15 protein-coding genes, 1 tRNA gene and 1 pseudogene are annotated in these 13,778 nt (G+C 70.8%); 10 read left to right on the forward strand and 7 right to left on the reverse strand.

What is annotated here, in order from left to right:
- The first annotated feature begins 13 nt into the window (after positions 1–13).
- From LL648_RS12155 to LL648_RS12170, 4 genes are all read left to right on the forward strand, one after another.
- Entirely contained in the window at positions 14–472 is a 459-nt protein-coding gene (locus tag LL648_RS12155; RefSeq protein WP_232662609.1) for a peroxiredoxin, read from the forward strand.
- A 38-nt stretch (positions 473–510) separates the two neighbouring features.
- Positions 511–582, forward strand: a tRNA-Val gene (locus tag LL648_RS12160).
- A 61-nt stretch (positions 583–643) separates the two neighbouring features.
- On the forward strand, positions 644–1,237 hold the full coding sequence (locus tag LL648_RS12165) for a hypothetical protein (RefSeq protein WP_232662610.1): 594 nt from the start codon (positions 644–646) through the stop codon (positions 1,235–1,237).
- 111 nt (positions 1,238–1,348) lie between these two features.
- The gene (locus LL648_RS12170; protein ID WP_232662611.1) at positions 1,349–1,594 is read left to right on the forward strand and encodes a hypothetical protein; all 246 of its coding nucleotides are present in this window, start codon (positions 1,349–1,351) and stop codon (positions 1,592–1,594) included.
- Between the two features lie 761 nt (positions 1,595–2,355).
- Here LL648_RS12170 and LL648_RS45730 read toward each other — a convergent pair.
- Complete coding sequence (locus LL648_RS45730) at positions 2,356–3,303, reverse strand: cold-shock protein (RefSeq protein ID WP_441344305.1); 948 nt, start codon at positions 3,301–3,303, stop codon at positions 2,356–2,358.
- Between the two features lie 148 nt (positions 3,304–3,451).
- Positions 3,452–3,967, reverse strand: a pseudogene (locus LL648_RS12195) (nucleotidyl transferase AbiEii/AbiGii toxin family protein); the annotation flags it as partial.
- A 1,505-nt stretch (positions 3,968–5,472) separates the two neighbouring features.
- Between LL648_RS12195 and LL648_RS12200 the strand changes: the two are divergent.
- Together LL648_RS12200 and LL648_RS12205 are read left to right on the forward strand one after the other, a co-directional pair.
- Positions 5,473–5,724 carry a hypothetical protein gene (locus LL648_RS12200; RefSeq protein WP_232662612.1) on the forward strand — a complete coding sequence of 84 codons (252 nt, stop codon included), beginning with the start codon at positions 5,473–5,475 and terminating at the stop codon, positions 5,722–5,724.
- A gap of 158 nt (positions 5,725–5,882) precedes the next feature.
- Positions 5,883–6,542 carry a class I SAM-dependent methyltransferase gene (locus LL648_RS12205; protein ID WP_232662613.1) on the forward strand — a complete coding sequence of 220 codons (660 nt, stop codon included), beginning with the start codon at positions 5,883–5,885 and terminating at the stop codon, positions 6,540–6,542.
- A gap of 46 nt (positions 6,543–6,588) precedes the next feature.
- On the opposite strand, the gene LL648_RS12210 is transcribed toward LL648_RS12205, so the two are convergent.
- Entirely contained in the window at positions 6,589–7,164 is a 576-nt protein-coding gene (locus LL648_RS12210) for a hypothetical protein (RefSeq protein ID WP_232662614.1), read from the reverse strand.
- A gap of 155 nt (positions 7,165–7,319) precedes the next feature.
- Here LL648_RS12210 and LL648_RS12215 point away from each other — a divergent pair, with 155 nt between their 5' ends.
- Complete coding sequence (locus LL648_RS12215; protein ID WP_232662615.1) at positions 7,320–8,552, forward strand: MFS transporter; 1,233 nt, start codon at positions 7,320–7,322, stop codon at positions 8,550–8,552.
- A gap of 3 nt (positions 8,553–8,555) precedes the next feature.
- On the opposite strand, the gene LL648_RS12220 is transcribed toward LL648_RS12215, so the two are convergent.
- Positions 8,556–9,209 (reverse strand): TetR/AcrR family transcriptional regulator, encoded by a 654-nt coding sequence (locus LL648_RS12220; RefSeq protein ID WP_232662616.1) that lies wholly within the window; start codon positions 9,207–9,209, stop codon positions 8,556–8,558.
- A 70-nt stretch (positions 9,210–9,279) separates the two neighbouring features.
- Here LL648_RS12220 and LL648_RS12225 point away from each other — a divergent pair, with 70 nt between their 5' ends.
- Complete coding sequence (locus tag LL648_RS12225) at positions 9,280–9,777, forward strand: SRPBCC family protein (RefSeq protein WP_232662617.1); 498 nt, start codon at positions 9,280–9,282, stop codon at positions 9,775–9,777.
- A complete protein-coding gene (locus LL648_RS12230; RefSeq protein ID WP_232662618.1) occupies positions 9,774–10,640 on the forward strand; it encodes an alpha/beta fold hydrolase in 867 nt (288 codons plus the stop codon). The genes LL648_RS12225 and LL648_RS12230 overlap by 4 nt, the downstream gene beginning before the upstream one ends.
- A 71-nt stretch (positions 10,641–10,711) precedes the next feature.
- Here LL648_RS12230 and LL648_RS12235 read toward each other — a convergent pair whose 3' ends face one another.
- Positions 10,712–11,185 (reverse strand): nuclear transport factor 2 family protein, encoded by a 474-nt coding sequence (locus tag LL648_RS12235; RefSeq protein ID WP_232662619.1) that lies wholly within the window; start codon positions 11,183–11,185, stop codon positions 10,712–10,714.
- Positions 11,186–11,269: 84 nt separating this feature from the next.
- Between LL648_RS12235 and LL648_RS12240 the strand changes: the two genes are divergently transcribed.
- The gene (locus LL648_RS12240) at positions 11,270–11,815 is read left to right on the forward strand and encodes a TetR/AcrR family transcriptional regulator (RefSeq protein WP_232662620.1); all 546 of its coding nucleotides are present in this window, start codon (positions 11,270–11,272) and stop codon (positions 11,813–11,815) included.
- Between the two features lie 11 nt (positions 11,816–11,826).
- Here the strand turns inward: LL648_RS12240 and LL648_RS12245 are convergent, their stop codons facing one another.
- Together LL648_RS12245 and LL648_RS12250 are read right to left on the reverse strand one after the other, a co-directional pair.
- On the reverse strand, positions 11,827–12,087 hold the full coding sequence (locus LL648_RS12245) for a hypothetical protein (protein WP_232662621.1): 261 nt from the start codon (positions 12,085–12,087) through the stop codon (positions 11,827–11,829).
- Positions 12,088–12,536: 449 nt separating this feature from the next.
- A complete protein-coding gene (locus LL648_RS12250) occupies positions 12,537–13,736 on the reverse strand; it encodes an MFS transporter (RefSeq protein WP_232662622.1) in 1,200 nt (399 codons plus the stop codon).
- Positions 13,737–13,778 lie beyond the last annotated feature (42 nt).

Consider the following 13,778-nt stretch of genomic DNA (forward strand, 5'->3'; position numbering starts at 1 on the left):
AGGAGACCAGCACATGGCGCCCGAGGTCGGCACCGCGGCACCGGACTTCACCCTGAAGGACCAGAACAACCAGGAGGTCACGCTCTCGTCGTTCCGCGGCGAGCGCGCCGTACTGGTGGTCTTCTACCCGTTCGCGTTCTCGGGCATCTGCACCGGCGAGCTGTGCGGCATCCGCGACGACCTGGCGTCGTTCCAGAACGACGACGTGCAGGTCCTCGCGATCTCGGTGGACCACGCGTTCACCCTGAAGGCGTGGTCCGAGGCGCAGGGCTACGAGTTCCCGCTGCTCGCCGACTTCTGGCCGCACGGGAAGGTCGCGCAGGACTACGGCGTCTTCAACGCCGACCGCGGCATGGCCGTCCGCGGCACCTTCCTCGTCGACAAGGCGGGCGTCGTGCGCTTCGCCGAGGTCAACGCGCCCGGCGAGGCCCGTGACCAGGACGGATGGAAGAAGGCAGTAGCGGCGCTGTGAGAGTCTGTGCACGGAGGCCCTCCGGCCTCCGTGCACACGGGCGCGTAGCTCAGCGGGAGAGCACTCGGCTTACACCCGAGCGGTCGCAGGTTCGAACCCTGCCGCGCCCACGTCTTGACCTGCGGAAACGTCCCAGCGGTTCCTGTGGAAGTTCACCCTGGTTGACTCGACGTGCCGGAGTTTCGCACCGCGCGAAGATCAAATGGCACGTTCGCGGCAAGCCGGAGTGGCTGGTGTGATCGTGGTAAACCTGAGTCGACGCCGACCGCCTTGCCAGGACTTCTGAAAAAGTTCAGACTGGGTGATGTGACTACCGAGGTGCAGTGGAGCGACTTGCAGCGTGACCCGAAGGGTGTCGCTGCGCTTGCCGATCAGGGCGACGTGCGGGTGCGGCGCCGGGATGGTGTGCCGCTGCTGCTGGTTCGTGAGGACTCCGCCACGTCGGCGGCCGATGGCGCGGTAGGCGCGGCGCGGACGCTGCGTAACGCGCTCTCGCATCTGCCGGGTGAGGCGGCGGCGGAGGTCCTGGTCGAGGAGTTCCCGTGGGCGGACTTGCTTCCCGAGGCCGATCGGCTCCAGTTCGTGTCCGACTTCGTGCGGGCGGTGGGGGCGTCGGCGGAGCTGGGTCGCTGGACGGTGTTGGCGCAGGTCCTGGTCGAGTGGAAGGCGACCGCGGCCGTATACGCCGACCCTGCGCTCGTCGCGGAGTTGTCCCGGTCGCTCGATGATGATCTCGGTCCGGTGCCGGCGCCGACGGGTTCCTGAGCGATGCCTGCGAAGCGTGGTGATCGGGTGGCGCCACCGGCTCGCCCTGATGGGTGGGAAGCCCGGTTCGCCACCTCGGAGGCGGCGAAAGGTTGGGAAGAGCTGTGCCGGGTGGCGCAGTCGAACACGTGGGAGGCGTGGGTCGTGCTGACCGAGCGACCCACTCAGCCGGAGTACCGTTCACGGCAACACCGACTCCGCGGCCAACTCGCGGAGCGTCAGATCGCAGGCCAGACGTTGCCGCAGTGGCAGTACGAGGTCACCGCGGGCGGACGGATCTGGTACTGCCCTGATGCGGCGAGGCGGATCGTGTGGGTCGTTGCGGCGAGCACGTCGCATCCCAAGGTCACCGAGTAGAAGATCGAACTCGCTCTGCCGGCGTGGAGCCATTCGTGGTGCGAAATGGCGGCGATCAGGGCCAGCCTGCAGCGTCAGATGATGTGGAGCACGGCGCCGAAGTCGATGGTAGAGGCTCCGTGTGGCGCTGCCCGCCCCTCTTACACTCGAGCGGTCGCAGGTTCGAACCCTGCCGCGCCCACGTGACCTGCGGAAACGCGGGCTGTCGATCAGTGGTGACTGCAAGTCCGTGAGCCGAGTGGTCACTTGGTGAGACCCGGTAAGCCGGTCCTCAGGCGCTGACCTGGGATGGACGCCGGGTGAGGTTGACCTCGTCGCGATCCGTGACGCCGCTGCTCAGGATGCCTGGCGACGCTCGTGGGTCCGGGGGCGTACGGATCGCCATAGCGCGTGCTGAGGGGAAGACTGCGCGCATCCGCCGCGTGGAGCCATTCGTGGTGCGAAATCGCGGACACGGTGGCCGACTTCGGTCGCGGATGAGCGAACGCTGTGATGAGGGTCGAGTGCAGCGGTGGGCGAGGGGCTTCGGGCTCTACACGACGCGGGCTGAGGTCGCGTCATCCGGCCGCCAGTCGGCGCGCGAGGCCACCGGTGCGGCGGTGTCGGCTACGCGCTGCGGTTGGTCGAAGAGGTCTGTGAGTTCGTACTGGGACGAGTTAAGGCGTGAGCAGGATCGGCGGCGGCGTTGCTGACGGCACCCATCGACGGGGATGAACGAGCACTCACGTCGGGAACTGATCAGCCATCGGTGGGCCGCCTCTTCAGAGGCGTTCGACGCGGTCGGCCTGCGGGCCCCGGTCGCTCTGCCGCACCGCGTACCGGACCCGGTCACCCTTCTGCAGCGGCTCCGACCCCATGATCACGGACACGTGGGCGAAGAGATCGTCGCCGCCTGCGTCCGGGGTGATGAAGCCGAAGCCGCGGTCGCCGTCGTAGCGCGCGACGACGCCCTCGCCGCCTCGTGCGGGCACGTCCCGCGCCGCCGGCCCTGCGGCCGCGGCAGGTGCCGACCGCTGCGGCGCCGTCTGAGGCTCGGCGCCCCGGACCAGGTGCACGTCGCGGGCCTGCGGGCCCTTGTCTCCACTAGCCACCTCGTAGGCGACGCGGTCGCCCTCCGCGAGCCACGTCAGCCCGTCGGCCAGGGCCCGGGCGTGAACGAAGACGTCCCCGGCGCCGGAGTCGGGGGTGATGAAGCCGAAGCCCTTGTCCTCGTCGTACCAGGCCACCGTGCCGTCGGCACCGTCCGCGGTGCCGGCCGCAGCGGGTAGGCCGGCCCCGGCTCCCAGCGGGATCACGTGCCCGGCCTGCGGGCCGCGCTCGCCTTCGACGATCAGGAAGGCCACCCGCTGCCCCTCGGTGACCACGCCGCCGGTCACGATGGCGGAGCTGTGCACGAAGATGTCGGCGCCGCCGCCGTCCGGCGACGCGAAGCCGTACCCCTTGCCCGGCTCGTACCAGTTGACGGTGCCGAGCAGGCCCATGGCGCTGCCGGTGGCCGCATCGGCGGTGACGCGAACGCGCAGCGCCTGGGGCCCGCGGTCGTTCTCGCCGACCTCGAACACGACGGCCTGACCCTCGCGGAGCACTTTCCCGCCGCCGTCCCCGACGATCTCGGAGGCGTGCACGAACACGTCCGGCGAGCCGTCCTCGGGCGCGAGGAAGCCGAAACCCCGGTCGGCGTCGAACCAACGGACGGTCCCCTGCGGCATCGAAGGCTCCAGGTCGAGAGGGCGGGCACTGGCCCCCAGTCTCTCTGACAGACCTCGCGGTCCGTCGGGCCGGCCCACAAGCGGGCGCTGCGGAGCTGGCGGCGGGCCGTTGGTCCACCTAGCGACACGCCGAGTTTGAGACCAGGTCCTACCCGCCGGCGGCGAGGGCGGCGCGCCATTCGGCGAAGAGACTCGTCAATTGGAGGACGGCGTCGCCGCGGATCCCGTCCTCGGCCCAATCGGCGTTGGTCAGCCGCTTGATGGCGTTCAGGGCGTCGAGGAAGATCTCGATCGTGAACCCGGCGTCCTTGGCGGCGGCAAGCTGCAGCAGCGCGTCACGCGAGTAGTGGCGCATCAGTGCGTGGACGTCGTAGAAGTCGCGTGGGCGGGCTCGTCCCCACAGCGCGAGCACCTTGTCCGCGGCCAGGTCATCCGGGTGCAAGACCGGTCCGACATCAAGCATGACGCGGGGCTGGAGACGGCCGCCGTCGGCGAACACCTCGACCGTGCACTCGCTTCCGTCGGTGGGATCGACGGCGACGAAGCGGTGGTCGGCGGGAGGGCGGTCGGCGTCGCGAGATTCCAGGCCGCGCTCGCGCAAGGCCGTACGCAGTGCGGCTGTGACGCGGCGTGCTTCTGCGTCGTCGATCTCGGTGAACAGGTCGACGTCCTGGGTCGCTCAGTCGGCGAAGCCATGGGCGATCACCGCCCCGCCGCCGGCGAGGGCAATGGTGTGCGCTTCGGGCAGAGCGGACGCGATGCGAACGATCAGATCTTGCAAGGGATCGAGCGGCACGGTTCAGGCAGCCGCGCGCGAGTCGTCGATCAGCGGACGCCAGGCGGACCGAACTCGGTGCGGCAGGTACATGCGGTCCCAGACTTCGACGAGTCCAGGGCCGTCGATCAGCCGCGTGATGTCATCGAGGCTGCCTTCGACGAGGACGATCTCATAAAGGTCCCGGCGGCGGTCGAGGTCGGTGACATCCCAGCGGATCTCGCGAGGGTGAGGGCCTGGTCGAGGTCGAGGTCGGGGTCGGGGTCGCCTCGGCGGCGCCTGTCGCGCTGGCCGTTGGTCGGTCGTCGTCGTTCTTTCTGGGGGCCGAGACCCCGTCGCTGTCGGTGGTCGCCTCGGGCGGCCTACGCCCGCGCAGCTCCGGCTGAGACGCCCTCATGCGTGCGGTCCCAACGGACCTTCCCACTCCCACGCGCACCAGAACTCGCCGGTGTTGCCCATGGTTGCGCACGGCTGCAGCTCTCCGTAGTTGCCGTACCACCAGCCTGGGACGCTGGCATAGCCCGTCCCGTCGACGGGTCCACCGGCGCCGCCCGGGACCATCCCCTTTCCGTACGGGAAGTAGTAGAGGTAGACGTGGCTTCCCTGGGGGCGTCGAGGAGCTCCGCGGTGTACGTCCAGGCACCAGGTCGGGCCGCTTTGCAGGTGACCATCCGGAGTCGGACATTCTTGTACTTGCGGCTCTTCTCGGCCGGGTAGGAGCTGCCATCGCACAACTCCGAGGCCGCTCCCGCGGAGCCTGCGGCTGCTGCGACGGGGGCGGTGAAGGCGCAGGTCGCCGACAGGATGGCGACCGCGATGAGTGCCGCCTGCACCTTCACCCTGACGCGCAAGCCCGGTGTGTGATTCATGCGGCGCACTTCATCAGCCTTGGCTGACATCCGGCTTACATCCTGGCGCGCGGGCGCACGGCTCCCGTTTCACGCGCGAGAGCCCGCTGGTCGGCGCCGGAGGAGCGCCGACGAGGACCGGACGAAGGGCGGGAGTGCCACTGCGCCGGCGTGCGGGTGCAGGAAAGTGGCTTTCAGGTGAATCGCCGCAGGCGCGGTCCGACGTTGCACACCGTCGACGCACCGTGCAGATGGTCGGCCATGTGCAAAGCACGCCCCCGGTGTGCAAAGCGGCCCGTCCGCAACCCCGGAGCCTGTCCCCGTCTGCACGGCGCGGTCTACCCCGCGAGCTGGATGCGTGCGCAACGCAGACGTTGCCAGGAAAGTCCGCCATGGCCCTCCGGGTCGCCACGAGGGATGAGAATCGGTGCTGGGTGCGGCACTCGGGGTACGTCCGTGGTGGGGTTCACTTCCGGCCCGACGGGTGGGTGCACCGCATGCGCCCGAAGGTCATGGCGGACTTTCTGGCAGCGGTGCGGACCTGCCGTGGGAGCGTCGCAGGCCAACACCTGGGAGGCGTGGGTTGTGCTGACCGAGCAGCCGATGCACCCGAAGAATCCATCACGGCAGCACCGCCTGCGTGGTCAGTTGGCCGAGCGTCAGATCGGGGGGCGGACCCTGCCGCAGTGGCAGCACGAGGTCACTGCGGGCGCGCGGATCTGGTACTGCCCGCACGACCAGAAGCGGGTGGTCTGGGTCGTTGCGGCGTGCACGTCGCACCCGAAGGCGACCGAGTGACCTCGTCCGGTGGCTCTGGTGCTCCGCGTCGGTGCGGCTGGTGTGCGGCCGATGCGGCGGCCGTCGGGTTCTCGCACGGACTTGGGGTAGTTCCACACCTCTCGATTCGGTGAGATGGGCGGCATGCGCCCCCACCGACCAGCGAGGCGAGGACTCCTGTGACCGACAGCCCCATGCCTCCCGCGCCCGGCTTCGAGGTGCACGGGGCACGCGGACGCTTCAACGCCGCGTTCTTCAGCGTGATGGGCCCGTACATCGAGTGGAACCTGCGCGGGCACAAGCGACGTGTGTTCGCCGGGCTGCCTCAGACGGTCGTCGAGGTCGGCCCGGGCGTCGGGGCCAACCTCCGCCACCTGCCCCGCGGATCGACACTCGTCGCCATCGAACCCAACATCCACATGCACGCGCGGTTGCGGGCTGCCGCAGAGCGGCGCGGCGTGCACCTCGACCTGCGCGACCGGGTCGCCGAGCACACCGAACTCCCCGACCGGAGCGTCGACGGCGTGATCTCCTCGTTGGTGCTCTGCTCGGTGACCGACCCCGCCGCGGTGCTCGCCGAGATCCGTCGCATCCTGCGGCCCGGTGGCACCTTCCGCTTCGTGGAACACGTCGCCGCCCCGGCCGGAACGCCGACGCGCTTCCTCCAACGTGCGCTGCGCAGGCCGTGGGCCTGGACCTTCGAGGGGTGTTCGTGCGAGCGGGACCTGGCCGGTCAGCTGCGCACGGCCGGGTTCGCCCGCCTCGACATCGAGCTGTACCGCCTGCACACCCCGTTCATCCCGTTCAACACCCAAATAGCCGGCATCGCCCACGCCTGACGAACGTCGAGCGCGCCGTGACGCCGGGAGGGCAGCAAAGCCACTTTCAGGCCCTGTGAGGGCCGGAAAGTGGCTTTCCTGCCCTCCCGGCGGAGCCGGACGCCACACACCTCACGCGCCGCCGGTAGTACGACCACGTGACGGCGCCGAGGAGGGGCCCCCACAGCGTCAGTGGGAGGTAGCAGACCGCCATGAGCGCCTCCCACCCGTTGCCGTCGGGTGCGCCGGCCTGCGGCGGGAGGAAGAACATCAGCGGCGTGGCGCCCCACATCACGGTGAGGGCGATCGCGCCGAACGTGGCGGGGACGACCGCCGCCATCGGTGGGATCCGCCGGCCGCCGAGGCCCGGCACCCGGCGCGGCACCACCTCGCCCCACGGCTGAACCAGGCCGAGGGCCAGCAGCGCCAGCCCTTCGGCGAGCAGCGCGAGCCCGAGCAGGTAGGCCTTCTCGTGCAGGTCGTCGGTGGCCTGCTGGTAGAGGGTCGCGTCCCAGCCGATGGGGATGGCGAACACCCACGCCAGACGCCACAGCGCGGTGGGCAGCGTCAGCAACGGGATGACGTGCGCCGCGCGGACGGCCCATCGCGGCGGCGCTTGCACCCGGGTGGTCAGGACGGTCATCGGCTGCTCCTCGGTCTCGGCTGCCGCTCAGCGTTGCGGCCGGGACCGTGCTCGCCCTCCCCGCAGCGGGGGAGGGCGATCGCCCGTCGAGGGGACGCGGGCTGGACCTTCCCCCTTGGGGAAGGTCCACGCTCGGCCCGACGGGGGAGGTCACCATGCGATTGAGCGCATACGTCATCGACCGACGGCCACTGCGGATCCCGGCGTTCCGCCGCCTGTGGACGGCGTCGGTGGTGTCCGCGGTCGGCGGTTCGTTCAGCCTCATCGCCGTGCCGACGCAGGTCTTCACGCTCACCGGCTCCTCGGCCGCCGTGGGCGTCTCGGCGACGGTGTCGATGTGCGCGCTCGTCGTCTCGGCGCTCTGGTCCGGCGCGTTGGCCGACGCCATCGACCGCAGACGGTTGTTGCTGGCCGGCAACGGCGGGCTGGCGCTGGCCTACCTCGGGCTGTGGCTCAGCTCCGTGCTCGGGGTCGCGACGCTCCCGGTGCTGCTCGTGCTCGTCGCGCTCCAGGGCGTCGGTTTCGGCGCGACCATGACCGTGACGGGCGCGGCGGTTCCCCGCGTGGTGCCGAACGACCAGCTGGTCGCCGCCAACAGCCTCAGCGCCCTGACCCGCTACACCGGCGCGGTCGTGGGTCCGCTGCTCGCCGGCGTGCTCATCCCCGTCGTCGGGCTCGGCTCGCTCTACCTGTTCGACGCGCTCGCGCTGGGGGCCGTGCTTTGGGCCACGGCCAAGCTGCCGGCGATGCCGCCGCGCGGGACCGGCGCAGAACGCTCGCTCCGCCACGGCTTTCGCTACCTCGCCGGGCAACGGGTGCTGGTCGCGATCCTCGCCGTCGACCTGGCCGCGATGGTGCTCGCCATGCCCGTCGCGCTCTTCCCGGAGCTGGCCGAGCGCAGCTACGGCGGCCCGGCCGGCGGCGGCGTCGAGCTCGGCCTCCTGTTCGCCGCCTACCCGACCGGTGTGCTGCTCACAGGACTGTTCTCGGGGACGTTCAGCCGAGCGCGGCGGCATGGTCGGCTCATGGCGTCCGCCGCGATCGTCTGGGGCTGCTGCGTCGTGGTGCTCGGCCTGGCGACCGCGTTGCCGCTCGCCGTCTTGGCGCTGGTCGCCGGTGGCGCCGTCAACTTCGTGCTCAGCACGTTCCGCAACGCCATCTCGCAGGCCCACACCGACGACGCGCTCCGCGGCCGGATCCAGGGCATCCTCACCATTGTGCTGATGGGTGGTCCGCAGCTGGCCAACGTGGTGCACGGGTTCGCGGGCGCCGCCATGGGCGCCCGCTGGGCGGTCGGCGTCGGGGGAGCGCTCACAGTTCTGGCCGTCGCATTGCTGGTGTGGGCCGTGCCCGAGCTGTGGCGCTACGACAGCGAATCCACCGGCTGACCGTCACGGCCGCCAGCCGGCCGGCTTCTCCGGCGAGAAGTACGCCTCGAACATCTCGAGCGCCGGCGCGGCGAGCGGGGCGAAGCGCGCCTCACCCGGCCGGGCGTGCTGGTCGTTGCCGAGCTGGAGCGACGAGATGCCGGCGCTGAGGGCGACGAGCAGGCTGGTGCCGCGCTCGGTACCCGCTGCCGGGTGCAGTTCGCAGCGATCGATGGCTGCCGCGACCGCGCTCGCGATCACCTCCTGCACCTCCAGGCTGGGACGGTAGGCGCGCTCGGACGGCTCGAAGCCGGGCACCGCGGGGAAGAACAACAGCTGGGTGAGCGCGGGGTCCTCGACCGTGAACGTGATCGAGGCGGTGATGATCGCGCGGAGCGCCGGCAGCCCCGGGGCGTTCGCCGCAACCGCTGCACGGACGAGTTCGAGGTGCTGGTTCATGCCTCGCTCGAAGAGCGCGTCGTATATGGCCAGGCGGGAGTCGAAGTACTGGTAGAGCGACGGCTGGCGAAGCCCCACCCGACGGGCGACCTCGGACATGTTCAGCGCACCGGCGCCGAGCTCGCCGATGACGGCCAGCGCGACATCGAGGATCTCCTCGCGGGTCCGCCTGCGCTGCCGTTCGCGCGGTCCGGGCGGCCGATCGACGACGTCAGTCACCACTACACCATAGACGACGCTATACCCTATCTGTTTAACTATGACCTATAGGGGAGTTCGAGGAGGGGTCATGCAGCGGTTGGGACGCGATGAGGTGCAGCGCCACGTGGTGGCTCAACCGCTGCAGGTCTACGAGCTCGTCTCGGACGTCACCCGCACGCCGACATGGAGCCCGCAGGTGATCGACTGCTCGTGGCTCGACGGCGCCACCGGCCCCGCCGTCGGCGCGCGGTTCGTCGCGCGCAACAAGCTCCGCTGGTTCGTCTGGTCCAACAGGCCGGTCGTGGAAGTGGCCGATCCCGGCCGCGAGTTCACGATCTGCCGCACCGAACCGGGCGGTGGCAGCATCCGGTGGGCCTATCGCCTGCTTCCCGAGGCAGGCGGAACCCGGGTGGCGCTGAGCTACGAGGTGCTGCAGACGGTGCCGCTGGGCCTGCACATCGTGCTGCGAGTGCTGTTCGGCGTCCGCGACCTCCAGGCCGACCTGCACGCCAACATGGTCACCAGTCTCGACCGGATCGCCGAGCTGGCGACGGCTCAGCGCGCCACGGCCCCCGACGTCCCATGACCGGCGCCGGGACCGTCGTCGCCAACGGCGCCGAGCTCTACCACGAGGTCCGTGGGGCGGGTCCGACGATCCTGTTCATCTCCGGGGCGACCGGTGACGCCGGCCAGTGGGACGCCGTCGCGGACCTGCTGTCCGACGACTACACGGTGCTGACCTACGACCGACGCGGCAACTCGCGCAGCCCACGTCCACCGGCCTGGGGCAGCGCCCCGATCGGGGAGCAGGCCGACGACGCAGCGGCGCTGCTCCGAGCGCTCGGGCTCGCACCTGCGATCGGCTACGGCAGCAGTCAGGGTGCGATGGTCCTGACCGCGCTCGTCCTGCGGCACCCCGAGGTGCTCTCCGCTGCGGTGTTCCACGAGCCGCCCTACGCAGGCGCCCTGCCAGCTGCCGATGAGATCCGCGGCGGTCTGCAGCAGCTGGTCGGCGCTGCGATGGCGGAGGGCGGTCCTGCGCTCGCGACCGAGCGGTTCCTGCGCTGGGTGGGTGGGGACGCGGCCTTCGAGGCGATCGATCCGGCCACCCGCTCCCGGATGCTCGGCAACGGCGAGGTGCTGTTCGGAATGGAGATCGGAGGAGTCTCCGCGTACCTGCCCGCGCAGCAGGAGCTGGCCGCGGTGCGTACCTGTTGTGTTGTCGCGGCAGGGGCCGAGCACCGCGCTGCCGACGCACCCTTCCACTGGTTCCACGACGCGTCGCGCTGGCTCGCGGATCGACTGGGCGCGCCGCTCGTCGAGCTGTCAGGGGGACACCTTCCGCAGCTCACCTGCCCGCAGGCGCTCGCGGCGGAGCTGCGCGACCTGTGCGAGCAGATGCGCGCGTTCCGCACGCGAGGGCAGGAAAGCCACTTTCCTGCCCTGTGAGGGCCGGAAAGTGGCTTTGCTGCCCTTTCCGGGGTCACCCCCGCCCCCGGCTCCCGACGCACGTCGAGTGGTCATTGCGGTGCCAGGACGGGTGGTTTCGTGCGGGCCTGCGCGTGCAGGCGCGCCCAGAGGTCGTCGAGCTGGCCGCGCAGGCGGGCGAAGCGCAGGTGGTCGACATAGTCGCGGGACTCCACGATCTCGCCGTCGCGCACCCGCATCACGAACACGCACGGCACCGCGAACGCCTCACCCGTCTCCGGGTGCGTCCCCGCGTAGGAGAACTCGGCGACGATCACCTCGGGGTCGGCGGTCTCGTGGACGACGATGTCGGCCGGCCGGACCCGGAGCCGCGCCACCTGCGCCAGCTCGGGCCGCTCGAAGTGCTTGCGGAGCTCGGCGCGGGTAGTCAGCGGTGGGATGCCCAGCGGCGCCATCGGGTGTCGGACGTCCGTGTGCTCGGCGTAGAGCTGCGGAAGCGCGGCCACGTCCTGGTCGGCGACGCCGTTGACCAGCTTGAGGAACACTTCTCGCGGTGAGAGTGGCATGAGATCTCCCGATATATTCGGAGTAGAGACTCCGAATATAGGGAGTCGTCACTCCGGTTGTCGAGAGAGGGAGGCACGACGAGCATGCGCGCGGACGCCCGGACCAACAGGGCCCGGATCCTCGACGCGGCCGAGGCCGTGTTCGCCGAGGGCGGCGACGCCGCGTCCACCGAGGAGGTCGCGAGCCGAGCCGGCGTCGGGATCGCCACGGTGTTCCGGCACTTCCCGACGAAGCCGCAGCTGCTGGAGGCCGTGCTGGTCGGGAGGCTGGAGCGGCTGCGCGATCAGGCGGCCGCGCTCGTCGACGGGCTCGAGCCGGGCTCCGCGTTCTTCGACTTCTTCGCCACCCTCGTCGAGGACGCCGCCGGCAAGATCGCCATCGCCACCGCGTTGAGCGAAGCGGGCGGCGGGGCCGCGCCCGAGGCCACGCGGGCGTCCGGCGAGCTGCGTGCTGCCGTGGGAAAGCTCCTGGAGCGCGCGATCGAGGCCGGTGCCGTCCGAGCTGACGTGGAGCTGCCGGAGGTCTACGCGCTACTGGTCGGGGTGTCGCGGGCGGCGGTGTACACGGCGCTCGACGCGAACGTCCGCGACCGGATGCTCGCGATCGTGTTCGACGGGCTGCGGGCATAGACCGGAGGTGCCTACCCGCCGATCGGCTTTTCGATATCGGCCCGCATCGCTCGCAGGAGCTTGGCCAACTCGGCCGTTGTCGTGTCCGGCCCGGTGATGATCTGACCGAAGGTCGTCTGGGCCTGGAACTGCGTCCGGGGCGGCCGAGCTGCGCATGTCGGCGAGGTCGACGACGATCGCCAGCCGACAACGAAGATCGGGAGCGCCAGACCCGTCAGGCCGATGAACGGCCAGGGTCTCGGCGCGTTGCGGGCGATGAGCCAGATCGGCAACGCGGTCAGGAAGGTCGTCGCGCAAGGAGGAGCGAGAGCCGTCCGAATTCTTCGGAGACGGGCTTGATCGGTTCGGGGTCACCGGCCGCCAGAGTGTTGATGTAGAGCACCAGCAGGACGACCCCGATCACCACGGCCTATACGAGCGATGCCAGTAGTGCTCGACCGTAGTTCGTGGTCCGGATCGGCTGGCGGGGATACGACGGCGTGCCGGGATAGGGCGGCTGGCCGGGATGCGCCGCGTAGCCAGGGGCGAATCCTTGTGGCGGATAGGGCGGGTGGCCGTAGGGCGGCTGGCCTGGATGAGGTGGCATCGGCCGCCGGGGTGCGAACCCGCCAACCGAGGGTCGGTGATCGTCAGGGCGGTTCATGGCCGGCGACCTTTCGCCGATGCGGACCGTTGCCAACGGCACGCTATGCATCGGCACCCCGAACCACATGAGTAGCCGCTACCTGCTTCGCGCCGCCCGCACCGCGCCCCGGCCTGCCACCGTCGCGACGATCACCTGTCCGGTGGCGGCGACGCACATCAGCAGGATCGGGGCCTGCCAGCCGGCGCTGACGGTGTGCAGCAGCCCGAACACCACCGGCCCGACGGCGGCCAGCAGGTAGCCGATCGACTGCGCCATCGCCGACAGCGCGCCGGCCGTGGCAGCGTCGTGGGCGCGCAGGCTGAGGAAGGCCAGTGCCAGTACCAGACACGCGCCACCGCCCAGCCCGAGCACGACGCTCCACAGCAGTGCCCATCCCGGCGCCACGAGCAGCCCGAGGTAGCCGGCGAGCAGGATGGCCGAACTCACCGCGGCCAGCAGCCGCTGGTCGCGCGCCCATCGCAGCACCGCAGGCACCGCGAGGCTGGTTGCGACCGCGACCGCCTGGAACACGAACAGCAGCCAACCGGCCGCGGCCGCGCTCACCCCGCTGTCCTGGAGCACCTGGGGCAACCACGTGACGACGACGTAGAAGCCCAGCGACTGCAGCCCCATGAACGCCGTGACAGCCCACGCCAGCGGTGACGCCCACGGCAACCTGTGCCCGTGCGCCGCGGCCGTGGCCGGCCGCGGCGCATTCCGCACCTGGGGCAGCCACAGCACGACGGCCACCAGCGCGAACACGACCCAGCCGCCCAGCGCGGTGCTCCAACCACCAGGGGCAACCTGGCTGACCGGCACCGCCACCCCGGACGCCACGGCGGCGACCCCGCCCATCACGGTGGCGTACGCGCTGGTCAGCAGCCCCACCCTGGTCGGGAAGTCGCGCTTGATCAGGCTCGGCAGGATCACGTTGCCCACCGCGATCCCGCCTCCGATCAGCACCGTTCCGCCGAACAGGCCGGCCGTCGTCGGCACCCACCGGACCGCGATCCCGAGCGCCAGCACCACGAGCGCACCCCCGAGCAGCCGCTCCGGCCCCCACCGCGCGGCCAGCCGCGGAACCATCGGTGAGATCGCCGCGAAAGCCAGCAACGGCACGGTGTTCAACAGACCGGCCGCCGCGGGCGCCAGCGCCAGATCGGCCTGCACCTGATCCAGCAACGGCCCGACGCCCGTCAGGCTCGCCCGCAGGTTCGCAGCCACCACCAGCAGGCCCCACACCAGCAGCGCCCGACCGGAGCGTGACCTCCTACCCACCACCTCGTGCGTGTCCATGCTCGCCACGATCGAGGCACCCGGTGGCGATCAACCAGGCCG

Origin of the sequence: Pseudonocardia sp. TRM90224 (assembly GCF_021245725.1) — a bacterium.
Taxonomy (GTDB): Bacteria; Actinomycetota; Actinomycetes; order Mycobacteriales; family Pseudonocardiaceae; genus Pseudonocardia.